The sequence below is a fragment of the uncultured Oscillibacter sp. genome, from assembly GCF_950073225.1.
Taxonomy (GTDB): Bacteria; Bacillota; Clostridia; order Oscillospirales; family Oscillospiraceae; genus Oscillibacter.
Genome location: NZ_CATMPS010000001.1, coordinates 127,621 through 148,916, shown reverse-complemented (window position 1 = coordinate 148,916; position 21,296 = coordinate 127,621). Strand labels below are relative to the sequence as shown.

21 protein-coding genes and 3 tRNA genes are annotated in these 21,296 nt (G+C 64.1%); 11 read left to right on the top strand and 13 right to left on the bottom strand.

From position 1 onward, the window contains the following. Positions 1-20: 20 nt before the first annotated feature. The 11 genes from pyrE to Q1M04_RS00675 all read right to left on the bottom strand — a co-directional run bounded on the left by pyrE (position 21) and on the right by Q1M04_RS00675 (position 7,980). Positions 21-656 (bottom strand): orotate phosphoribosyltransferase, encoded by a 636-nt coding sequence (pyrE, locus tag Q1M04_RS00725; protein WP_297996577.1) that lies wholly within the window; start codon positions 654-656, stop codon positions 21-23. A gap of 16 nt (positions 657-672) precedes the next feature. Further along, positions 673-1,140 carry a DUF6194 family protein gene (locus Q1M04_RS00720; RefSeq protein ID WP_204789580.1) on the bottom strand — a complete coding sequence of 156 codons (468 nt, stop codon included), beginning with the start codon at positions 1,138-1,140 and terminating at the stop codon, positions 673-675. Next, positions 1,137-1,841 carry an orotidine-5'-phosphate decarboxylase gene (gene pyrF / locus Q1M04_RS00715; RefSeq protein ID WP_297996579.1) on the bottom strand — a complete coding sequence of 235 codons (705 nt, stop codon included), beginning with the start codon at positions 1,839-1,841 and terminating at the stop codon, positions 1,137-1,139. Before pyrF ends, Q1M04_RS00720 begins: the two co-directional genes overlap by 4 nt. Beyond that, complete coding sequence (locus Q1M04_RS00710) at positions 1,834-2,751, bottom strand: dihydroorotate dehydrogenase (protein WP_297996581.1); 918 nt, start codon at positions 2,749-2,751, stop codon at positions 1,834-1,836. The genes pyrF and Q1M04_RS00710 overlap by 8 nt, the downstream gene beginning before the upstream one ends. Beyond that, the gene (locus Q1M04_RS00705; protein ID WP_297996583.1) at positions 2,733-3,482 is read right to left on the bottom strand and encodes a dihydroorotate dehydrogenase electron transfer subunit; all 750 of its coding nucleotides are present in this window, start codon (positions 3,480-3,482) and stop codon (positions 2,733-2,735) included. The genes Q1M04_RS00710 and Q1M04_RS00705 overlap by 19 nt, the downstream gene beginning before the upstream one ends. After that, on the bottom strand, positions 3,479-4,816 hold the full coding sequence (locus tag Q1M04_RS00700; protein WP_297996585.1) for a dihydroorotase: 1,338 nt from the start codon (positions 4,814-4,816) through the stop codon (positions 3,479-3,481). The genes Q1M04_RS00705 and Q1M04_RS00700 overlap by 4 nt, the downstream gene beginning before the upstream one ends. 539 nt (positions 4,817-5,355) lie before the next feature. Further along, positions 5,356-6,006 (bottom strand): hypothetical protein, encoded by a 651-nt coding sequence (locus tag Q1M04_RS00695; protein ID WP_297996587.1) that lies wholly within the window; start codon positions 6,004-6,006, stop codon positions 5,356-5,358. 203 nt (positions 6,007-6,209) lie between these two features. Next, positions 6,210-7,094, bottom strand: a complete 885-nt coding sequence (locus Q1M04_RS00690; protein ID WP_297996589.1) for a YitT family protein — start codon at positions 7,092-7,094, stop codon at positions 6,210-6,212. A 178-nt stretch (positions 7,095-7,272) separates the two neighbouring features. After that, positions 7,273-7,581: a sigma-70 family RNA polymerase sigma factor gene (locus Q1M04_RS00685; RefSeq protein WP_295759182.1), complete on the bottom strand. Its 309-nt coding sequence runs from the start codon at positions 7,579-7,581 to the stop codon at positions 7,273-7,275. Beyond that, positions 7,562-7,795 (bottom strand): hypothetical protein, encoded by a 234-nt coding sequence (locus Q1M04_RS00680; RefSeq protein WP_295759184.1) that lies wholly within the window; start codon positions 7,793-7,795, stop codon positions 7,562-7,564. The genes Q1M04_RS00685 and Q1M04_RS00680 overlap by 20 nt, the downstream gene beginning before the upstream one ends. Continuing rightward, positions 7,792-7,980, bottom strand: coding sequence for a hypothetical protein (locus tag Q1M04_RS00675; protein ID WP_297996591.1), 189 nt, complete (start codon positions 7,978-7,980; stop codon positions 7,792-7,794). Before Q1M04_RS00675 ends, Q1M04_RS00680 begins: the two co-directional genes overlap by 4 nt. 95 nt (positions 7,981-8,075) lie before the next feature. On the opposite strand from Q1M04_RS00675, the gene Q1M04_RS00670 reads away from it, so the two are divergent. The 10 genes from Q1M04_RS00670 to Q1M04_RS00625 all read left to right on the top strand — a co-directional run bounded on the left by Q1M04_RS00670 (position 8,076) and on the right by Q1M04_RS00625 (position 17,843). Then, positions 8,076-8,151: transfer RNA gene (locus tag Q1M04_RS00670), tRNA-Thr, on the top strand. A 19-nt stretch (positions 8,152-8,170) separates the two neighbouring features. Next, positions 8,171-8,255, top strand: a tRNA-Tyr gene (locus Q1M04_RS00665). A 295-nt stretch (positions 8,256-8,550) separates the two neighbouring features. After that, positions 8,551-9,300 carry a LexA family transcriptional regulator gene (locus tag Q1M04_RS00660; protein ID WP_297996593.1) on the top strand — a complete coding sequence of 250 codons (750 nt, stop codon included), beginning with the start codon at positions 8,551-8,553 and terminating at the stop codon, positions 9,298-9,300. A gap of 152 nt (positions 9,301-9,452) precedes the next feature. After that, entirely contained in the window at positions 9,453-10,892 is a 1,440-nt protein-coding gene (gene proS / locus Q1M04_RS00655) for a proline--tRNA ligase (RefSeq protein WP_297301297.1), read from the top strand. A 58-nt stretch (positions 10,893-10,950) separates the two neighbouring features. Beyond that, positions 10,951-11,679, top strand: coding sequence for a heparan-alpha-glucosaminide N-acetyltransferase (locus Q1M04_RS00650; RefSeq protein ID WP_297996595.1), 729 nt, complete (start codon positions 10,951-10,953; stop codon positions 11,677-11,679). A 41-nt stretch (positions 11,680-11,720) separates the two neighbouring features. Beyond that, positions 11,721-14,363 carry a translation factor GTPase family protein gene (locus tag Q1M04_RS00645; RefSeq protein WP_297996597.1) on the top strand — a complete coding sequence of 881 codons (2,643 nt, stop codon included), beginning with the start codon at positions 11,721-11,723 and terminating at the stop codon, positions 14,361-14,363. 2 nt (positions 14,364-14,365) lie between these two features. Beyond that, the gene (locus tag Q1M04_RS00640; protein WP_297996598.1) at positions 14,366-14,803 is read left to right on the top strand and encodes a signal peptidase II; all 438 of its coding nucleotides are present in this window, start codon (positions 14,366-14,368) and stop codon (positions 14,801-14,803) included. Positions 14,804-14,897: 94 nt separating this feature from the next. Continuing rightward, positions 14,898-15,038 carry a six-cysteine ranthipeptide SCIFF gene (scfA, locus tag Q1M04_RS00635; protein ID WP_204791920.1) on the top strand — a complete coding sequence of 47 codons (141 nt, stop codon included), beginning with the start codon at positions 14,898-14,900 and terminating at the stop codon, positions 15,036-15,038. An 82-nt stretch (positions 15,039-15,120) separates the two neighbouring features. Further along, the gene (gene scfB, locus Q1M04_RS00630) at positions 15,121-16,506 is read left to right on the top strand and encodes a thioether cross-link-forming SCIFF peptide maturase (protein WP_297996600.1); all 1,386 of its coding nucleotides are present in this window, start codon (positions 15,121-15,123) and stop codon (positions 16,504-16,506) included. After that, positions 16,503-17,843: an amino acid decarboxylase gene (locus Q1M04_RS00625; protein WP_297996602.1), complete on the top strand. Its 1,341-nt coding sequence runs from the start codon at positions 16,503-16,505 to the stop codon at positions 17,841-17,843. The genes scfB and Q1M04_RS00625 overlap by 4 nt, the downstream gene beginning before the upstream one ends. Positions 17,844-18,137: 294 nt before the next feature. Here the strand turns inward: Q1M04_RS00625 and Q1M04_RS00620 are convergent. Further along, positions 18,138-18,221, bottom strand: a tRNA-Leu gene (locus tag Q1M04_RS00620). A gap of 124 nt (positions 18,222-18,345) precedes the next feature. Here Q1M04_RS00620 and Q1M04_RS00615 point away from each other — a divergent pair. Beyond that, the gene (locus Q1M04_RS00615; RefSeq protein WP_297996604.1) at positions 18,346-19,200 is read left to right on the top strand and encodes a pyridoxamine kinase; all 855 of its coding nucleotides are present in this window, start codon (positions 18,346-18,348) and stop codon (positions 19,198-19,200) included. A gap of 68 nt (positions 19,201-19,268) precedes the next feature. Here the strand turns inward: Q1M04_RS00615 and Q1M04_RS00610 are convergent, their stop codons facing one another. Continuing rightward, positions 19,269-21,152, bottom strand: coding sequence for a 5'-nucleotidase C-terminal domain-containing protein (locus Q1M04_RS00610; protein WP_297996606.1), 1,884 nt, complete (start codon positions 21,150-21,152; stop codon positions 19,269-19,271). Between the last annotated feature and the right edge of the window lie 144 nt (positions 21,153-21,296).

Here is a 21,296-nt window from a genome sequence, read left to right as displayed (position 1 = left end):
GGCTCCTTTCCCCGGTTCAGTCAGTCTCTCCAGCTCTCGTCGGAAGGGTTCGCCCGGAACTTTTTCAGACGCTTGATGTCCTCGGGCCGGATTTTCCCCTCCGCCGCGGCGATGTCGCACACCGCGTCGAAGTTGGAGAGGCTGTAGTTGGTCACGTTCGCCGCCGCCAGGCGGTCCAGGCCCTTCTGAAGGCCGTAGGTGAAGATGGACGCGACGCCCAGCACCTCGGCCCCGGCTTCCCGGAGGGCCTCCACCACGTCGATGCAGCTTCCGGCGGTGGAGATCAGGTCCTCCACCACGACTGCCCGCGCTCCGGGCTCCAGCTTCCCCTCAATGCGGTTCTGCCGCCCGTGGTCTTTGCCGCTGGAACGGACATAGCCCATGGGCAGGCCCATGAGATGGCCCACGATGGCGGCGTGGGCGATGCCCGCCGTAGAAGTGCCCATGAGAACCTCCACACCGGGATAGTGCTTGCAGATAAGGTCCACCAGCCCCTCCTCCACATGGGTGCGGACCTCGGGGGCGGTGAGGGTCAGGCGGTTGTCGCAGTAGATGGGGCTTTTGATGCCGCTGGCCCAGGTAAAGGGCTCGCCGGGGCGGAGGAACACCGCGCCGATGGATAAAAGGTCGTGGGCAATGGTCTGTTCACGGGTCATGTGCAGGACTCCTTTCTCATATTCCGGCGGGAACGCCGCGCCGGCGTTTGGCGAACTTTTCCCTTGCGTATTCATAGCTTTCTTGAATCAGCGGCTTCATGGCCTCAAAGGTCTCCGGCGACGGGTTCAGCACGGCGGCCCAGCCCATCCAGGCGTATACCGGGTGGGGGATAAGGCGGTCCGGGGCGGAGAAATCCGCGTCCACGGACGCCACGCCCCCCTTGGGAGGACGGGCGGGCAGGGCGCCGAAAAGACGGGCATACGTCCCCTTCCGGAGGCCCAGGTTTACCCGGTAGACCCCGGGGCGGTCCAGCCGGGAGGCGGCATCGTTGGCCCCGTCCTTCTCCTTGACGGTGAGCACATAGACGCCCCGCTTCAAAACGCCGCCGGGGTTGTAGAATATGCCGCTCTCGCCCCAGCTTTCTGTCCGGACCGTGCCCTCCAGATTTGCCAGGCAGTATTGAAGAATGTCCTCCGGCTTCATCCCAGGAACTCCTTTACCGCCCGGCGGTACGCCGCCACCGGGTCCGCCGCTTGGGTGATGGGGCGGCCCATGACGATATAGTCACAGCCGTTTTTCGCCGTCTGTTCCGGGGTCATCACCCGCTTCTGGTCCCCCGCGTCCCCTCCGGCGAAGCGCACGCCGGGGGTGACGGTGCAGAAGTTCTCCCCGCAGCGCTCCTTGACCAAAGCCGCCTCCAGGGGTGAGCAGACCACGCCGTCCAGGCCGCTGGCGGCGGCGTTTTTGGCGTAGGCCAGAACGGTTTCCGCCATGGGGGCTTCAATCAGCAGCTCCCCTTTCAAGGCGGCGGCGTCCGTAGAGGTGAGCTGGGTGACGGCGATGAGCAGGGGCCGTGTGCCGTCGGGCCGGGTCAGTCCCTCCAGGGCGGCCTTCATCATGGCGGAGGTCCCGGCGGCGTGGAGGTTCACCATGTCCGCGTCCAGCCCGGAGAGGACCGCCATGGCCCGCTTGACCGTGTTGGGGATGTCGTGGAGCTTCAGGTCCAGGAAAATTCTGTGTCCCCGGGCCTTGATTTCCCGCACGATGGACGGCCCCTCGGCGTAGTACAGCTCCATGCCGATTTTCACAAAGGGCTTGTCCTCCCCGGCGGGGAAGCGGTCTAAGAATGCCAGGGTCTCCTCCCGGGCGGGGAAGTCCAGGGCGATGATTACGTCTTTAGCCATGGTGCGCTCCTCCTGTTAAATCAGAAATATGGTTCACGCCCAGGCGCTGGCACACGCCGGGCAGGTTCTCGATGATTGTTTTGCAGGCCCAGGGGTCCCGCAGGTTCGCCGCCCCCACCTCCACGGCGGAGGCTCCCGCCAGCATCATCTCGGCGGCGTCCTCCGCGGAGCTTACGCCGCCGCAGCCGATGAGGGGGAGCTTCACCGCCTCGTACACATCCCACACCATCCGCAGGGCCACCGGGAATACGGCGGGGCCGGAGAGGCCCCCGGTGCGGTTTTGAAGCAGGGGGCGCTTGGTGTTCAAATCAATCCGCATCCCCAAAAGCGTGTTGATCAGGCACAGCCCGTCGGCCCCCTCCGCCTCACAGGCCCGGGCGATCTCCGCGATGTCCGTCACATTGGGGCTGAGCTTCATGAAAACGGGTTTCTTTGTGGCCGCCCGGACGGCCCTTGTCACGGCGGCGGCGCTGTGGGGGTCCGAGCCGAAGTTCCTCCCCCCGGCGTGGACGTTGGGGCAGGAGATGTTGACCTCCAGGATCTTCACCGGCTCCGCCTCCTCCAGCGCCCGGCAGTTCTCCGCGTACTCCTCCAGGGAGAAGCCGCAGACGTTGGCGATGACCGGGCCGTGGAAAATCCGGGCGATGTTGGGGACCTCCTCCCGGAGGACCGCCTCGAGCCCTGGGTTCTGGAGGCCCACGGCGTTCAGCATCCCGGCGGCGGTTTCCGCGATCCGGGGCTGGAGGTTGCCGGGCCGGGGGTCCCGGGTGGTGCCCTTCCAGGAGAAGGAGCCCAGGAGATCCAGGTCATAAGCATCCGCGAACTCCCGGCCATAGCCGAAGGTCCCCGAGGCGGGAATGATGGGATTTTTCAGGGTCACCCCCGCCAGGGTTACGGAGAGGTCTGCCATACAATGTCCTCCTTGTGGAATATGGGCCCGTCCTTGCACACCCGGCGCAGGCCCTTCTTTGTCTGAATGGTGCAGCCCACGCAGGCCCCGAAGCCGCAGGCCATCCGGGCCTCGAAGCTGAACTGCCCGCCGGTGATTTGGGGCAGGGCGTGGACGGCCTTTAACATGGCCGTGGGGCCGCAGGCGCAGACAAACCGGCAGTCCGGGAGTTCGTTCAGCATGTCCGTGACAAAGCCCCGGGCTCCCAGGCTCCCGTCCTCCGAGACGGCCAGCACCTCCGCGCCCAGGGCGGCGAACTCCTCTAAGTAAAAGGCGTCCTCCTTGGAGCGGAAGCCCAGGACCACCTGAACGCCCCGCCCCGCCGCCAGCATCCGCTTCGTCAGGCCATAGAGCGGGGCGGCGCCGATGCCCCCGCCCACCAGGACGGCGACCTCCGGCACGGCGGCGATGTCAAAGCCGTTCCCCAGGCCGGAGAGGGTGCTCAGCGCTGTCCCGGCGGGGAGGCGCACCAGCTCCTTCGTGCCCTCGCCCGCCTCCTTCACCAAAAGGGTCAGCCTCCCCTCCGCCCAGTCGCAGACGGAGATGGGGCGGCGGAGAAACTTCCCCGGCAGCTCCAGATTCACAAACTGCCCCGGCGCGGTGACGGCGGAGGTATCCCCTGCCAGGACCAGCTCCCACACGTCCCCGGCCAGCCGCCGGGCGCGCTCCAGGGTAAACACGGATTTCTTCATGGTTCCCCTCCTTCTTGGCGGTCATAGCCCCGGATGATGCCGATGGTCCCGCTGGGGCTGGGCTTCAAGCCCTCCGGGAAGACGATGTTCCCGCCCACAAAGGTCATGGAGACGGCGGCCTCCACCCGTCTTCCCGCGAAGGGCGTGGCCCGGCCCAGGGAGCGGAAGCCCGCCGGGTCCACCGTGCCCGCGTGGTCGAAGGACAGCACCGTCAAATCGGCGGGCTGGCCCTCCGCAATGGTCCCGCCCGGCAGGCCGAATATCCTCCGGGGGTTGACGCACAGGGCGTTTAGGATGGTTTCCAGGGGGACCTTCCCCGTTTTCACCAGCTTCGTGTAGAGAACCGGGAAGGCGCATTCCAGACCCACCACACCGTTGAGGCTCCCCCGGAGGCCCCGGGCCTTTTCCTCCGCCGAGTGGGGGGCGTGGTCCGTGGCGACGCAGTCCACAGTCCCGTCCAAAAGGCCCTCCACCAGCGCGTCCCGGTCCGCGGCGGAGCGGATGGGGGGATTCATTTTAAACCGCCCGTCGTCCTCCAGGTCCCCGTCGCAGAGACAGAGGTAGTGGGGCCCGGTCTCGCAGGTGACGGGGAGGCCCTGGGCCTTGGCGGCCCGGACGAGGGTCACGCTTTCTTTTGTGGAGATGTGGCAAACGTGGTAGCGGCATCCCGTTTCCCGGACCAGCTGGATATCCCGCTCCACCTGCCGCCACTCGCTGGCGGGGTCGTTGCCCGGGAGGCCGTGCCGTTTGGCAAACTCCCCGTCGTGGACGCACCAGCCTTTGTCCAGCAGGGACTCGTCCTCACAGTGGGCCACGATAGGCCGGTCCAGCTTTTTTGCCAGCAGCATGGCCCGCCGCATCATCTCCCGGGACTGGACGCCCCGGCCGTCGTCGGAGAAGCCGGGAACAGAAGGGGCCAGGGCCCCCATATCCGCCAGAGCCTCCCCCTTCTCCCCCTGGGTGATGGCCCCGTAGGGATAGACATGGACCCGGGCGTCCCGCCGGATGGCTTCCAGCTCCACTTGGAGGCGGTCCGGGCTGTCGGGCACGGGGTTCAGGTTTGGCATGGAGCAGAGGGCGGTATACCCTCCCGCCGCCGCCGCCGCCGTGCCGGAGGCGATGGTCTCCTTATAAGAAAATCCAGGCTCCCGAAGATGAACGTGAACATCTACGAAACCTGGAACGATGAAATGGTGATTCAATTCAATGACGGCAGCGCCGTCCCGGGAAAGACGGGGGGAAACGGAAACAATACGCCCTTCGGAAACGGCAATATCCAGGGGCTGGAAGCCCCCGCCGCAAAAGACGGACCCGCCGGTCAGCAGCAGACGCATAGACGCTCTCCTCTCCATTTATTCAAAAAGATATGATATCGGAAAACCGCCGCTTTGTCAACCGGGCGGGGCAAAAAAATCCCCCCCTAAATTGGGAATTAGGAAAACCGCCCGCCGGAGGACAAGAAAAAAGTCTGCAGCCATTGCGGCTGCAGACTTTTTCATGGTGGACTCGAAGGGGATTGCCCCCCGGCCTCTGCGATGCGAAAAGGTTCAGAAAACTTTTTCGGCTTGTTTCTGCTCTTTTTAGCCGTTTCCGTTGGAGTTCACTTCATCTGCAAGCCTCTTTAACGAGGTGTTTTCCATGTGTTCCGGTCACGTCTGTGGTAGGTTCTGTGGTTAAGAGGATATTATCATCCTCAAACCAACGGCAAAGTTAGGCCTTGTTTGAAAAATGGCAAAACGCCGTCTTTGGGCACCTTTTTCCGCCAGGACTGCGTTGATTTGACTTGAAATCCGTCAGGATTCCCGCGTCAAATCGCCTTGCCTGGCAAAAAAATCTGCCCCAATCCGGCATTCCGCCAATTTTCAAACAAGGCCTAATCATTGAAGCCATATCTTTGGCAAATCTCATGTACAGCTTCAGCATAAAGGGATCGTGAATGTTTATTATAATCGCTGTTCTTGTTCTTCTTGTCTAAGTACAGTTTTCTTAATTCATTGTGATGTCCATTATCTTTTATCCACTGTTCTTTTTCGCAAAGCATATAGTATCCACCAGGCTGTTCCTTCCAAGTGTAACTGTTCTGCCTTTTATTGAAACGAATATATTCTTGCCGTTTATGGCCCTCTTCATCTGTATAGTTATTTACAATGGCAAAATCGCAGCTGTGAAGAATACGTGAGTTTTTTCTGTCCTTGAATTTGATGGTGATAACACGGGTCGAGTCTTCAGCGTAATCGTATCCATACTTATGGGCTGCCTTATTTAACGCCTGTATAATTTTGAATTTGATTTTTTCCGGAGTATAATTGCAATCATCGTCGTTGACCTCCAAATTAATATCAAAATCATAGCCAATATTTGTTTGCGGGGCGTAAGTCACCATATTACGCCTATCACTTCCCACGAAATCAAAGCGAAAAGTCAAATCATCCCGAAGTAAATTTTGAGTCCTTTTTATAATAGCAATCAGGTCGTTTTTGACTGGGGCGCGTTCTTTTCTGGTAGCATATTTAAAGTCGTGCATATAATATCCCCCTATATTTTATTTTCCCGACCCGACCATTTAGCGTGAACTAAATCGTTACATTATACAACAAGGTTTTTGTTTGTCAAGGAGTACAGAATATAAATTGCACCCAAAAAAGAAAGGACCGTTAAAAGAGAGGGCCGCCCCAGGGCGGCCCTCTCTTTTAACGGTATGGTACCGATCAAACGCCTCTCCCCCGGTCACTCCAGCTTCCGCACAAAGTTCCCGAAGACCCGGACCCGCTCCTGGACGGTGACGAAGGCGTGGTCGTCCCGCTCGTGGACCGCGTGGAGCAGATCCTCAATCTCGAACTTGGACAGGCACACCACCAGCACATGGAGCCCCTTCCCGCTGTAAGCCCCGGTGCCCTCCCAATAGGTGACGCTGCGGCCCAGCTTTTCAATGATGAAGCGGCCCAGCTCCTTCTCGTCCTCCTTGGTGAAAATCATGGCCTGGACGTTCACGTTCTGCTGGTGCATCCGGTCCAGCACCATGGCGGAGAAGAAGTTGTAGATAACGGAGTAGATGGCCACCTCCGGCACAAAGAGAACCAGGCAGGCGGCGTAGAGGAAGAAGTTGACCGTCAGGGAGAATTTCCCCACGGTGAAGCGGCTGCCCCGCTTGCTCAGGCAGAGGCCCACGATGTCCAGCCCGCCGCCGCTGCCGCCGCAGGTCAGCACGATGCCGCTGGCGATGCCCACGATGATGCCCCCCAGCAGGCAGGAGGTGAGGTAGTCGTCCACAATGGGGAGCGACGGCGAGGGGATGATGCTGTAGAAGAAGGAAAAGGACACCGTGCAGGCGATGGTCTTGAAGGTCATCCGGGGCCCCAGGGTCTTCCAGCCCAGCAGCAGGATGGGGATGTTGCTGATAAAATAGAGGACGCCGGCGATGTCCGCCTCCAGGCCCAGGGTGTTGTGGAGCAGGGTGCGGATCAGCTGGCAAAAGCCCATCAGCCCGCCGGAGTACAGGCCCAGCGGCACGATGAATAAGCGGAGGGCCAGGGCTACCACGCCCTCCCCCAGCATGGCGGCCACCAGCCGCAGCCATCGGTTGTGCAGGGAATTGTACATCATGTCCTTCATGTCGTTCCTCCCGGCCCGGCGGCCTCGCCCGTCCCGCCGTTTCGGGGGAGGGCAGTTTAAGTTGTTTCCTTATGAGCACTGGCTTTGATTATATCCGCTTCAAGGCAAAACCGCAAGAGGAAAAGCGGGACAAAATGGACGAAACGGCAGGAAAATCCTGGGTTTTCCCGTGAAAAGTCTACAAAGAATAGCGCAGGCACCGGTAGAGCCGGGCCTTGGCCCGCCGGAGGGTCCGGGAGACGGTGGAGCGGTTCAGCCCCAGCTCCCGGGCGATTTGGGGGATGTTCATCCCCTGGTCGAAGTAGAGGTCCACCAGCTGGCGCTGGCGGGGGGTCAGCTCCCGCTCCCGGGCCTGGCGGAGATTCCGCCGGAGGCGCTCCAGGCGCTCGGAGTTGTCGGCGGCGTTCTGGCGGTTCCAGACCGTCAGATCCCCGATCCACTCGCTGGCCCTGGTGTCAAAGGGCCCTTCATAGCGTGCAGTTCTCATGGTTTTGATGGCTCCTGTCATAGTAATGGGCGGTCAGCGCCGCCAGCTCCCGGGCCTCCCGCCAGAGGGGGGTCAGCTCGTCGATGCGGCGGCGGAGGCGGAAGGCCGCCTCCGGGTCCGCCTGGGCCCGCTCCAGCCCCCGCAGCTCCACGATGCGCCCGTGGATGGCGGCGGCGCTGCTGCGGTAGGAGGCCGACATTTCCAAAAGGGTCATGGCCGCTCCTCCCTTCCCCGGACCTCCCGGCAGGGGGCCAGTTCCCGCCGGGCCAGGTCCGAAAAGCACTCCCCGCAGGAAAGGTGCCCGTTGCAGGCCCAATACTCCTCGCCCCGGAGAATTTCCCGGCCGCACAGGGTGCAGCGCAGGGCCCGCGTCCCGGGGCGGCGGCTGGTTTTTAACATGTAAATCCTCTCCTTCGAAAAAACCGTGAAAATAGGAAAAATTTTTGTTGACAAATGGGAAACGGTCTGCTAGAATAGGCAATGCTGTTGGAACTGCTGGTGTAGCTCAGTTGGTAGAGCAGCTGATTTGTAATCAGCAGGCCGGGGGTTCGAGTCCGTCCACCAGCTCCACAAGTTCATCATGATATCTGGGGGAATTCCAGAGCGGTCAAATGGGGCAGACTGTAAATCTGTTGTCACTGACTTCGGTGGTTCGAATCCACCTTCCCCCACCAACTCAGAAATTCCCGCCGCCGTTCCGTTTCCGGCTTCGCCGAAAACTGCACTGTGGCGGGAATTTCTTCGCCTTCAACCGCGGACCGCGCTGCTGGGTCCGCGGTTGAGGTTTTTTACGGGGGACGGGAGACGAGGGGATACGGGGCGGTGGAATTACAAGAAACTTGGCGGTGACTTTAAAATAGCACATATGTTCGATTATGTCAAGGGGGATTTTACAAGATTCTTGTAAAAAAGATTGACAGGGCTTTCACGCGCTGGTAAGATGAGAGAAGTAAAAGGGGAGGTGCGGGGATGTCGTTTGGCGAGAGGATGCGGGCCCGGCGGGGGGAATTGGATATGACCCGGGTGGAGCTGGCCGCTTTATTGGGGGTCTCTCCTTCCGCCGTAGGAAATTATGAAACGGGGGTCAGCTTTCCCAAGGAGGAGATTATGCTGCGGCTCTTTGACTCCCTGGAGGTGGACCCGAACACCTTGTTTCAAGACAGCTTTCAGTACAACAAGCGGGCCTTGGACCCGAAGGAACAGAGGCTGCTGGAAGGATACCGGGGGCTGTCCGCTTTGGGGCGGGAGACGGTGCGGACCATGGTGGAGGCGCTGTGCGCCTGCCGGGACGAGGCGGAGAAGGCCCCTGGAGCGGCGGAGCCCCGGATGATTCCCCTCTACCGGACCCCTGCCGCCGCCGGGTACGCCGCCCCGGCCTTTGGGGAGGATTTTGATTACATTCCTGTCACGGGGGACGTGCCCCCGGCGGCGGAGTTCGCCGTGCGGATTCAAGGAGACTCCATGGCCCCCTACATTGCCGACGGGTCTGTGGCCTATGTGAACCGGGACCCCTTGAAGGCGGGAGACGTGGGAATTTTCTGCGTGGATGGGGACGTGTTTTGCAAGCAGTACTACAAGGACCCGGCGGGAATTGTGTACCTCTTCTCCCTGAACCGGGCCAGGGCGGACGCGGATGTGGTCCTGCCCTCCTCCGGCGGGCGGAGCCTGGTGTGCTTTGGCCGGGTGATACTGCGGGCCTTCCCCCTGCCGGGGCGGTGAGGGCGGTTCCTGGCAAGAAAGCGCCCGGCGCTCCGCGATAAAATCTCCAGATGGACGCGCCCGCTCCCCGGAAACGGTTGACAATTCCGTCCTGGGCGGATAAAATAAACTCGTTATTTTAGGACCCTAAATAGGAAAGGAACGAAAACGCTATGGCTACGGATAAAAGACAAGTGGACGCCATCACCGCCCGGGACGCGGACTTTGCCCAGTGGTACACCGACGTCTGCAAAAAGGCGGAGCTCATCGACTACACCTCCGTCAAGGGCATGTTCATCTACCGGCCCTACGGCTACGCCATCTGGGAGAACATCCAGGGCGAGCTGGACCGCCGCTTCAAGGAGACGGGCCACGAGAACGTCTATCTCCCGGTGCTGATCCCCGAGTCCCTGCTCCAGAAGGAGAAGGACCATGTGGAGGGCTTCGCCCCGGAGTGCGCCTGGATTACCATGGGCGGCAGCGAGAAGCTGGAGGACCGCCTCTGCGTCCGCCCCACCTCCGAGACGCTCTTTTGCGAGCATTACGCCAATATCATCCACTCCTGGCGGGACCTTCCCAAGCTCTATAACCAGTGGTGCAGCGTCCTGCGGTGGGAGAAGACCTCCCGCCCCTTCCTCCGCCACCGGGAGTTCCTCTGGCAGGAGGGCCACACCATGCACGCGGACGAGGCGGAGGCCCGGGAGGAGACGATGCGGATGCTGAACGTCTACGCGGACTTCATGGAGAACTTCCTGGCCATGCCCGTCCTCCGGGGCCGGAAGACGGACAAGGAGAAATTCAAGGGGGCCGAGGAAACCTACACCGTGGAGTGCATGATGCACGACCACAAGGCCCTCCAGGCGGGCACCAGCCACTATTTCGGGGACGGCTTCGCCAAGGCCTTCGGCATTACCTACACCGGGAAGGACAACCAGCTCCACCACCCCCACCAGACCAGCTGGGGCGTCTCCACCCGGATGATCGGCGGCATCATCATGACCCACGGAGACGACAACGGCCTGGTGCTGCCCCCCCGGGTGGCCCCCATCCAGGCGGTGGTCATCCCCGTGGCGGCCCACAAGCCCGGCGTGCTGGACGCGGCGGCGGCCCTCCGGGACCGGCTGAAAACCGCCGGCATCCGCTCCAAGATGGACGATTCCGACAACTCCCCCGGCTGGAAGTTCGCGGAATACGAGATGAAGGGCGTGCCCCTCCGGGTGGAGATCGGCCCCAAGGACATGGAGAAGGAGCAGTGCGTGGTGGCCCGCCGGGACACCGGCGAGAAGGTGACGGTCCCCCTGGCGGAGCTGGAGGAGACGGTGAAAAAGCTCCTGGACGAGGTCCATGACAACATGTATGCGCAGGCGCTCCAAAACCGGGAGGACAACACCTTCGACATCGCCTCTCCCGAGGAGGCCAAGGCCATTGCCGAGGGGAAGGGCGGCTTCCTGCGGTCCAAGTGGTGCGGCTCCTTGGAATGCGAGCTGGCCATGAAGGAGCGGGCGGGGGTCAGCTCCCGCTGCATGCCCCTGAAGCAGAGCGGAACGGAGGGCGTGTGCCCCGTGTGCGGCAAGCCCTGCAAGACCGATATTTACTGGGGCGTGGCCTATTAAGGACCCAAAGGGGGAGCGGCGCTCCCCCTTTTTCCCACTCCAGAAAGGAGGCCGCTCCATGGAACGCCGCCGCTATCAAGTGTTAGACACCATCCGGGGCTGCGCCCTTGTCAGCATGATCCTCTACCACGCCTGCTGGGACCTTGTTTATCTATTCGGCATGGACTGGCCCTGGTACCACGGCTTCGCCGCCCACGTCTGGCAGCAGAGCATCTGCTGGACCTTCATCCTCCTCTCCGGCTACTGCTTCGCCCTGGGCCGCCATCAGCTCCGGCGGGGGCTGACGGTGTTTTTCTGCGGAGCTCTCATTACCGCCGCAACGTGGTTTTTTATGCCGGAAAACCTGGTGCTGTTCGGCGTGCTGACCCTGCTGGGATCTTCCATGCTGCTGGCAAACGGCTTCCAGGGCCTTCTCCGGCGGGTTCCGCCCCGGGCGGGGCTGGCGGGGAGCTTCCTTTTGTTTCTGGTGTTCCGGGACGTGAACGCCGGATATCTGGGCTTTGAGGGGGCCCGGTTTTTCCGCTTCTGGGATGGGGAACGGAATCTGTGCACGGCCTTCGCGGGCTTCCCTCCGGCGGATTTCTTTTCTACGGATTACTTTTCCATCCTGCCCTGGTTCTTCCTCTTTCTGACGGGGTACTTCCTCTTTCGCCTCCGGCCGGAGGAGGCCCGGGAGATCCGGCCGCTTCCCCTGGTCACCGCCATGGGCCGCCGCTCCCTTCTCATTTACATGCTCCACCAGCCGGTGATCTACGGATTGCTGGCGGTCCTGTTCCGCGCCGGATAGGGCCCCGGTCCGGCGCAAAACCTTTTGTCGGAGGTGCTTCCATGAACAAGCTGGTCCTGGGCGTCCTGGCTCATGTGGACGCCGGAAAAACCACCCTCTCCGAGGCTCTGCTGTACCGGAGCGGGGCCATCCGCCGCCTGGGCCGGGTGGACCACCGGGACGCCTTTCTGGACACCGACGAGATGGAGCGGGAGCGGGGCATCACCATCTTCTCCAAGCAGGCGGAGTTCTCCCTGGGGGACCTGGCCGTCACGCTGCTGGACACCCCGGGCCATGTGGATTTCTCCGCCGAGGCGGAGCGGGTCCTCCAGGTCCTGGACTGCGCGGTTTTGGTGGTCAGCGGTTCCGACGGGGTCCAGGCCCACACCCGGACCCTCTGGCGGCTGCTGGAGCGGTACGCCGTGCCCACATTCCTCTTTATCAACAAGATGGACCTGGCGGGCACGGACCGGGAAGCCCTTCTGGCGGAGCTGAAGGCCCGGCTGGACAGCGGCTGCGCGGATTTTTCCCTGCCGCCGGAGGCTTTGGCGGAGGAGGCCGCCGTCTGCGACGAGGCCCTGCTGGAGCGGTATCTGGAGACCGGGGAGCTGGCGGAGGAGGACCTGACGGACCTTGTCCGGCGGCGGAAGCTGTTCCCCTGCCTCTTCGGCTCGGCCCTGAAGCTGGAGGGGGTGGAGGCCCTGCTGGAGGCCCTCCGCCGCCACGCGCCCCTGCGGGCCTATCCGGCGGCCTTCGGGGCCCGGGTGTTCAAGGTCTCCCGGGACGCCCGGGGGGCGCGCCTCACCTGGATGAAGGTCACCGGCGGGGCGCTCCGGGCCAAGGACCTCCTCACCAACCGCCGCCCCGACACCCCGGAGGAAGAGGTCTGGGAGGAAAAGGCGGACCAGCTCCGCCTCTACTCCGGGGAGAAGTTCCAGCCCGTGGACAGCGCCCCCGCCGGAACGGTGGTGGCGGTTACGGGCCTGAGCCGGGCCCTCCCCGGCCAGGGGCTGGGCCATGAAACCGCCTGGACCGTCCCGGCCCTGGAGCCGGTGCTGGCCTATCAGATGCAGACGGAGGCGGACCCCTCCGCCGCCTTGAAAGCCCTGCGGCTCTTGGAGGAGGAGGACCCCCAGCTCCGGGTCTCCTGGGCCGCCGGAGCCGTCCGGGTCCAGCTGATGGGAGAGGTCCAGACGGAGATTTTGCAGCGCCGCCTCCGGGAGCGCTTCGGCATCGAGGCCCAATTCGGCGCGGGGCGGGTGGTGTACCGGGAGACCATCGCCGCCCCCGTGGAGGGCGTGGGCCACTTCGAGCCCCTGCGGCACTATGCCGAGGTCCATTTGCTCCTGGAGCCCCTGCCCCGGGGGACGGGCCTCCGCTTTGCCGCGGTCTGCCCGGAGGACCAGCTGGACGGCCACTGGCAGCGCCTTGTTTTGACCCACCTATGGGAAAAGCCCCACCTGGGGGTCCTAACCGGCTCACCCATCACGGATATGAAAATTACCCTCACGGCGGGCCGGGCCCACGAAAAGCACACCGAGGGAGGCGACTTCCGCCAGGCCACCTACCGGGCGGTGCGCCAGGGGCTCATGAGCGCGGAGAGTATCCTTTTGGAGCCCTGGTACGCCTTCCGCCTGGAGCTGCCCGCCGCCCAGCTGGGCCGGGCGCTGAACGACGTCCAGCAGCTGGGCGGCGAGGCGGAGCCGCCGGAGGCCCTGGGGGAGGAGGCTGTCCTCACCGGCCAGGCCCCGGTAGCCGCCATGGGGGACTATGCCAAGGAGCTGGCGGCCTACACCCGGGGACAGGGCCGCTTGAGCCTCCGCCCCGCCGGGTACCGGCCCTGCGGAGATCCGGAAACGGTCGTGGAGGCCCTGGGCTATGACCCGGAGCGGGACGTGGAGAACACGCCGGACTCCGTCTTTTGCGCCCACGGCGCGGGCTACACGGTGAAGTGGAGCGACGTGCCCGCCCAGGCCCACGTGGACAGCGGCGTCCGCCTCGGCGCTCCCCCGCCGGAGGAGGCCCGGGAGCCGGAAGCCCGGCGGAGCGCCGCCTACGCCGGGACCATCGAGCAGGACAAGGAGCTCCAGGCCATTTTCGAGCGGACCTACGGCGCGGTGAAGCGCCGGGACTTCCTGCCCCCCAAGGCCCCCCGCCGTCCCGTCTCATCCGACGCGCCGGAGCGCCGGAGCGTCTCCCGCCAGCCCGCGGGGCCGGAGTATCTGCTGGTGGACGGGTACAACATCATCTTCGCCTGGGACGAGCTGGAGGCCATGGCCCGGGAGAGCCTGGACGCGGCCCGGAAGGCCCTGTGCGACCTTCTTTGCAACTACCAGGGTTACCGGAAATGCGAGGTCATCGCCGTCTTTGACGCCTATAAGGTCCGGGGGGGCCAGGGGTCCGTGGAGAAGTACCACAGCATCCATGTGGTCTACACCAAGGAGGCGGAGACGGCGGACGCCTACATCGAGCGGGCCACCTATGAGCTGGGGAAGCGCCACCGGGTCCGGGTGGCCACCTCCGACGGGCCGGAGCAGCTGATCATCCTGGGCCACGGGGCCCTCCGGGTTTCCGCCGCCGCCTTCCGGGAGGAGGTGGAGGCGGTTCAGGGCCAGATCGCCCGAATCCTGGCCCAAAACAACCGCCGGGGCCACGGGGCCCTCCGGGCCGCCATGGAACAGGCGGAAAAGCGAAAGGAGGAATGACCATGCGGACGCTGCTGACCGCGCTGGCCGCGTATTCCGGCTGCGCCGCCGCCCGGCGGTACCTGGACCGTCCCGGCCGGCCCGAGAGGGACTATCTGGGGGGCCGGGTCCGGCGAAAGCCCCTGTGGAACGAGGGGGCGGCCTTTTCCCTGCCCATCCCGGCGGAGGCCCTGCCCCTGGCCTCGGCGGCAGCCCTGGGGCTGCTGTGGGGGTGGCGGAAGCGCTGTCCCCTGGGGACGGGGCTGATGCTGGGCGGGGGGCTCAGCAATCTCCAGGAACGCCTGACGGAGGGCCGGGTCTATGACTACCTCCATTTCCCCCGGGCCCCAAGGCCCCTGAACCGCTATGTTTTTAACCTGGCGGACCTGTGCGTCTTCGCCGGGGGGACGCTGTGCCTGCTGCGGGGCGGCAAAGGCGGCAAAGGTTCCCCTTCCTCTTGACTTTCCGGCGGTCCTATGCTAAACTGTCGGAGATAAAAGGCCGCTTTTTCCAAAAGCGGAGCGCTTCAAATTCAATCAGATGGGAGTAACGATCATGAAGAGAATCAAGACCCTGGAGACCCGCAGCCTCTGCGAGAGCGCCAAGAAGGGCGGCTGCGGCGAGTGCCAGACCTCCTGCCAGTCCGCCTGCAAGACCTCCTGCGGCGTCGCCAACCAGAAGTGCGAGCAGAAGTAAACAGCCGAAGCGCCGCCCGGTGAGGCGGCGCTTTTCCTGTCAACAAGACCGCCGCCCCCTCCGGGCGGCTTGGGAGGAACACATGGTACATCAATACAAGCTGAACGGCTATAACCTCGTCCTGGACACTTGCTCCGGCGGCGTCCACGTGGTGGACGAGGTGGCCTATGACCTGATCGCCCTCTACCCGGACCATACGCCGGAGGAGATTGTCCAAACCCTGCTGGAAACCTACCGGGACCGCCCCGATGCGACGGAGGCGGAGATCCGGGAGTGCCTGGCCGACGTGGAGTCCCTGGTAAAATCCGGGCAGCTCTACACCCCCGACACCTTTTCGGACATCGCCGGGACCTTCAAGGAGCGCTCCGGCGGCGTGGTGAAGGCCCTCTGCCTTCATGTGGCCCACACCTGCAATTTGAACTGCTCCTACTGCTTCGCAAGCCAGGGGAAGTACCACGGGGACCGGGCCCTCATGAGCTTCGAGGTGGGAAAGCAGGCCCTGGACTTCCTCATCGCCCACTCCGGAACCCGGACGAACCTGGAGGTGGACTTCTTCGGCGGCGAGCCGCTGATGAACTGGCAGGTGGTGAAGGACCTGGTGGCCTATGCCCGGACCCAGGAGGGACCCCATCACAAGCGCTTCCGCTTCACCCTCACCACCAACGGGATGCTCATTGACGAAGACGTCATCGACTTTGCCAACCGGGAGATGGACAACGTGGTCCTCTCCCTGGACGGGCGGAAGGAGATTCACGACGCCCTTCGGGTGGACTACGCCGGAAACGGCAGCTATGACCGCGTCGTCCCCAAGTTCCAGGAGCTGGTGAAGGCCCGGGGGGGAAGCCGGTACTACATGCGGGGCACCTTCACCCACCGGAATCCCGACTTCACGAAGGACCTCTTCCATATGGCGGATCTGGGCTTTACCGAGCTTTCCATGGAGCCGGTGGTCTGCGCCCCGGGGGACCCGGCGGCCCTGACGGCGGAGGACCTGGAGGTGGTCAAGGATCAGTACGAGCTGCTGGCCAGGGAAATGCTGAAACGGCACAAGGAGGGCCGCCCCATCACCTTCTACCACTACATGCTGGACCTCACCGGGGGCCCCTGCGTCTATAAGCGGGTCTCCGGCTGCGGCTCCGGCACGGAGTACATGGCCGTCACCCCCTGGGGGGACCTGTACCCCTGCCACCAGTTCGTGGGAGAGGAGGCGTACAAGCTGGGGGACGTGTGGAAGGGCGTGACGAATACCGCTTTGCGGGAGGAGTTCCGCTCCTGCAACGCCTACGCCCGCCCCGCGTGCGCGGACTGCTGGGCCAGGCTCTACTGCTCCGGCGGCTGCGCCGCCAACGCCTACCACGCCTCCGGCTCCATCCGGGGAATCTACGAGGCGGGCTGTGAGCTCTTCCGCAAGCGGATGGAGTGCGCCATCATGCTCCAGGCTGCCCTGGCGGAAGAGGCGGAGGCATGACCACCCCCCTGGCGGACTTCCTCCGGGCCTACGCCGCCTCCGGCACGGCCCGGCTCCACATGCCGGGGCACAAGGGCCGGGGCCCCTTGGGCTGCGAGGCCTGGGACCTGACGGAGATTTCCGGGGCGGACTCCCTCTACGAGGCGGCGGGCATCATCGCCGAAAGCGAGGCCAACGCCTCCGCCCTCTTCGGCTCCGGGGCCACGTTCTACTCCACGGAGGGCTCCAGCCAGTGCATCAAGGCCATGCTGCACCTGGCCCTCCAGAACCGACCGGCGGGGACCCCGCCGGTCATCGCCGCCGCCCGGAATGTCCACAAATCCTTCATCCACGCCGCCGCCCTGCTGGACTTCGAGCCCCTTTGGCTCTGGCCGGAGGAGGGGACAAGCTCCCTCTGCGCCTGTCCCGTCGCCGCGGAGGGGTTGGACCGGGCCCTCTCCGCCCTGGACGCGCCCCCCGCCGCCGTGTATATCACCAGCCCGGACTATCTGGGGAACATGGCGGACATTCCTGCCCTGGCGGAGGTCTGCCGCCGTTATAAAACCCCGCTTCTGGCGGACAACGCCCACGGGGCCTATCTGCGCTTCCTCTCCCCCTCCCGCCACCCCCTGGACCTGGGGGCGGACCTCGCCTGCGATTCCGCCCACAAGACCCTGCCGGTCCTCACTGGCGGGGCGTATCTGCATATCTCCAAAACCGCCCCGGCGGCGTTTCGGGAGAACGCCCGGGCGGCCCTGGCCCTCTTCGGGTCCACCAGCCCGTCCTACCTGACCCTGGCGTCCCTGGACCTGTGCAGCCGCTATCTATCAGAAAATTACCCCGCCCGGCTGGCGGAGGCCGTCCGCCGCCTGGCGGCCCTGGGGAAGACCCTTTCCGCCAACGGCTGGCAGGTTGAACCCTCCGACCCTCTCCGCCTGACCCTCCGGGCCCCTTCGGGCCTGACGGGGCTGGACCTGGCGGACCGCCTCCGCCGGGGCGGCGCGGAATGCGAGTACGCGGACCGGGACTTCCTGGTCCTCATGACCACGCCGGAAAACACCCCGGAGGACCTTGCCCGCGTTCCCGCCGCCCTGGGGGCAAACCGGGCCCCCGCCGCCCCGGCGGTTTCCCTGCCCCTGGCAAAGGGAGAGCGGGTCCTGTCCATCCGGGAGGCCCTGTTCGCCCCCCAAGAGTCCGTCCCGGCGGAGGAGAGCCTGGGCCGGGTCTGCGGCGCGCCCACGGTGAGCTGTCCCCCGGCGGTGCCCATCGCCGTGTCCGGGGAGCGGATTGGGCCGGAGGCCCTGGCACTGTTTCGCTATTACGGCGTAAAACGCGTGGATGTTTTGGGCCTTGTTTGAAACGTGGCAAAACGCCGTCTTTGGGCATCTTTTTCCGCCAGGACTGCGTTGATTTGACTTGAAATCCGTCAGGATTCCCGCGTCAAATCGCCTTGCCTGGCAAAAAAATCTGCCCCAGTCCGGCATTCCGCCAATTTTCAAACAAGGCCTAATCGTTTTCCCCCGTCCCCCGTAAAAAAATCACCCGCGAATCCAGCGGAGCGAATCGCGGGGGAAAGCGAAGGAATTCCCCGTCCGGCTGCGCTTTCCGCCCCGAAGGGGCGGGAAGCGAAGCGGTAAGGGGAATTCCTGAGCTGGTGCGCCTGAAGGGACTCGAACCCACACGCTGAAAGCACGAGAACCTAAATCTCGCATGTCTACCAATTCCATCACAGGCGCGCAGAAAACCGTGATTGATTATACCACACCCCCCCGCTCCCGTCCAGTCCCTTTTTTGCCCTTGCGCTTTTCCCCGTTCCGTTGTAAAATACCCCCATCACAACAACGAAAAGAGGGCCTCCCTATGCCGACACCCCGCGCCGCCGTCATTCACGACCTCTCCGGCTTTGGCCGCTGCTCCCTCACCGAGGTCATCCCCATCCTCTCCGTCATGGGCGTCCAGTGCTGCCCCCTGCCCACTGCCTTCCTCTCCACCCACACCGGGGGCTTCACCGGCTTCACCTTCCTGGACATGACGGAGGAGCTGCCCAAGGTGGCGGAGCACTGGAAGTCCCTAAACCTCCGGTTCGACGCCATCTACAGCGGCTTTTTGGGCAGCGAACGGCAGATTGGCATTGTGGCGGATTTCATCCAAACCTTCCGGGGGCCGGACACCCTGGTGGTGGTGGACCCGGTTATGGGGGACGACGGAAAGCCCTATCAGACCTACACCCCCGCCATGTGCGCCGGGATGGCCCATCTGGCGGAGCTGGCGGACGTGATTACCCCCAACCTCACGGAGGCCGCCTTTTTGCTGAACCGGGACTATGGGGACCTCCTGGACGGAGGCCGGGCCCTTCACGACGAGGGGGCCCTCCGGCGTCTTGCGGAGGAGCTGAGCCTGGGGGGAAGGCGCTCCGTGGCCCTCACCGGGGCGGCGCTGTCCCCGGGGCAGACCGGGGCCATGTGCTTCGACGCCCGGACCGGGAGGGCGGAGGCGGTTCAAACGGAGTTTGTGGCCCATCCCCTCCACGGCACCGGGGACGTGTTTGCCAGCGTCCTTACCGGTGCGCTGCTGCGGGGGGATTCCCTCCGGGACGCGGCGGCGCTGGCGGTGGAGTTCATCCACGATTGTGCCGTGCGGACGGTGGAGCAGGACCTTTCCCTTCGGGAAGGGGTGGATTTTGAGCCCCTGCTGGGGAAGCTGATTGGCAGATAAAAGGACGCTCAGAGCTTTTGCTCTGAGCGTCCTTTTTATCAGAGGCGGGAAATTGGGTTTCCAAAGGCTTACGCCGCGGGAATCACCAGGACCTGGCCGACCCGCAGGTCGTTGGGGTTCTTAATGGCGTCCTTGTTGGCGTTGTAGATGACCTGCCACTGGCGGCCGGTGCCGTAGGCTTCCTGGGCGATGCTCCACAGGCAGTCGCCGGACTTGACCACATAGTCGCCCTCTGCCACGGTGGGGGCGGGAGCGGGTTCCTCAACAGGAGCGGGCTCCGGCTCGGGGGCGGGCTCTTCCACAGGGGCAGGCTCCTCGGCGGGGGCTTCAGCGGCGGGCTCTTCCACGGGGGTGGCTACCGTGACCTCAAGAACGGTGATGCGACCGGCGGGCTCGCCATAGGCCTCGGCGGTGACGGCGCCGCCCAGCTCCTCCTTGATGTAGTCCATCAGGACCTCGTCCATGGGCAGGCCCAGATCATAGTTGGTCTTGGCGGAGGCGAAGGCGTAGTAGGTGTCGCCGCCGGCGGCCATGAAGTCGTTGGTGGCGATGGAGTAGGTGGCCTTTTCGTCAAAGTCCTTGCCGCCCACGGAGGCGATGGCGACCCGGTTGATGGAGGCGGGCTTGTGGTAGGTGGAGCCGGGATACAGGTCCCCCGCGTCAAACTCCTTGGCGGTGTCCACGGTGAACTCGATGCCGCTGACCTGGGGGAAGCCGCCGATGGCGGTGGGGGTGCAGTGGGTGGAGGCTTCCAGGGCCTCCAGCAGCTCCGCGCCGGTGACCTTGACGATGCTCAGGGTGTTGCCGAAGGGCAGGACGGTGTTGACATCTTTTTTCGTGATGTCGCCCGCCGCGATGGGGGCCCGGATGCCGCCGCCGTTGGTGACGGCCGCGTCCACTTCCTCGCCGTTTTTCTTGGCGCCCCAGACCAGGGCGTCGGTGATGAGGTCGCCCAGGTTGGTCTCTTCCGTGCGGTTGCCGGGGTCCTTGTCGCCGTTGAGCAGGACTTCGGTCTTGGCAAAGGCGGCGCCGTAGTCGTCGTCAATCTGCTTTTGGATGGCGGCGGCCCGGGCGGCGATGTCCTTGTCCTCCGCCAGTCCCTCGGCGGAGACGTTTTCCATGGCGATTTCGCCCTCGGCGGAGATGGTCACCACGCCCACGTTGGCCAGCTTCGTGCCGGTGGAGGTGATGGGCTTGTCCCCGGCGGCTTCCTTGACTTCCTCCAGGGTGGAGTGGGAATGGCCGTCGATGAAGAGGTCGATGCCCTCTACGGCGTCCATCAGGTCGATGGAGCGGTTGCCCTTGGACTCGTCGTCAATGCCCAGGTGGCCCAGGCACACGATGTAGTCGCAGCCCTCGTCCTCCAGGGCCTTGACCTCGGCCTGGGCGATGGCGAACATGTCCTTGCCCGCGGGGAAGGTCACGCCCTGAATCTTGGCGGGGTGGGCCTTGGTGGCGGTCTCGGGGGTGCTCAGGCCGAAGACGCCGATTTTCCTGCCGCCCTCCTCGCCGAAAATCACATGGGTGTTTTCGGCCTTTCCGTTGACCAGCACGTTGGCGGCCACCACGGGGAATTTGGCGTCCTTGGTGATTTCCTTGAAGTTGGCGTAGCCGTAGTCGAATTCGTGGTTTCCGATGGTGGCCGCGTCATAGCCCGCCAGGTTCATCAGCTCGATGGCGGTTTTGCCCTGGCTGACGCTGACGGTGGGGTCGCCCTGGATGTAGTCGCCCGCGTCCAGCAGCAGGGTGTAAGCGCCCTTGGCCTGGTATTCGGCCTTCAAGGCGGCCACCTTGGCGTATCCGGCGATGCCGCCGTGGACGTCGTTGGTGTGGAGGATGACGATGGAGCCTTCCAGGCTCTTGCCTTCCTCCTCCGCGGCGGAGGCGGTGACGCTCAAAGAGAACATCATGGCCAGGGCCAGCAGCAGGGACAGGAACTTCTTAGTCTGCATTCTGTTACCTCCTCTTCTTTCAGGGGCGGATTGGCCTCCGCCCTTCCTGGTGCCATTATACCACAGTTTTTCCAAATAGAAAGCGCAAAGTTTCCAGAAGCGGGAAATTTTTTTCATCCCCCCTCCTCCGCTGGAAATCCGGCG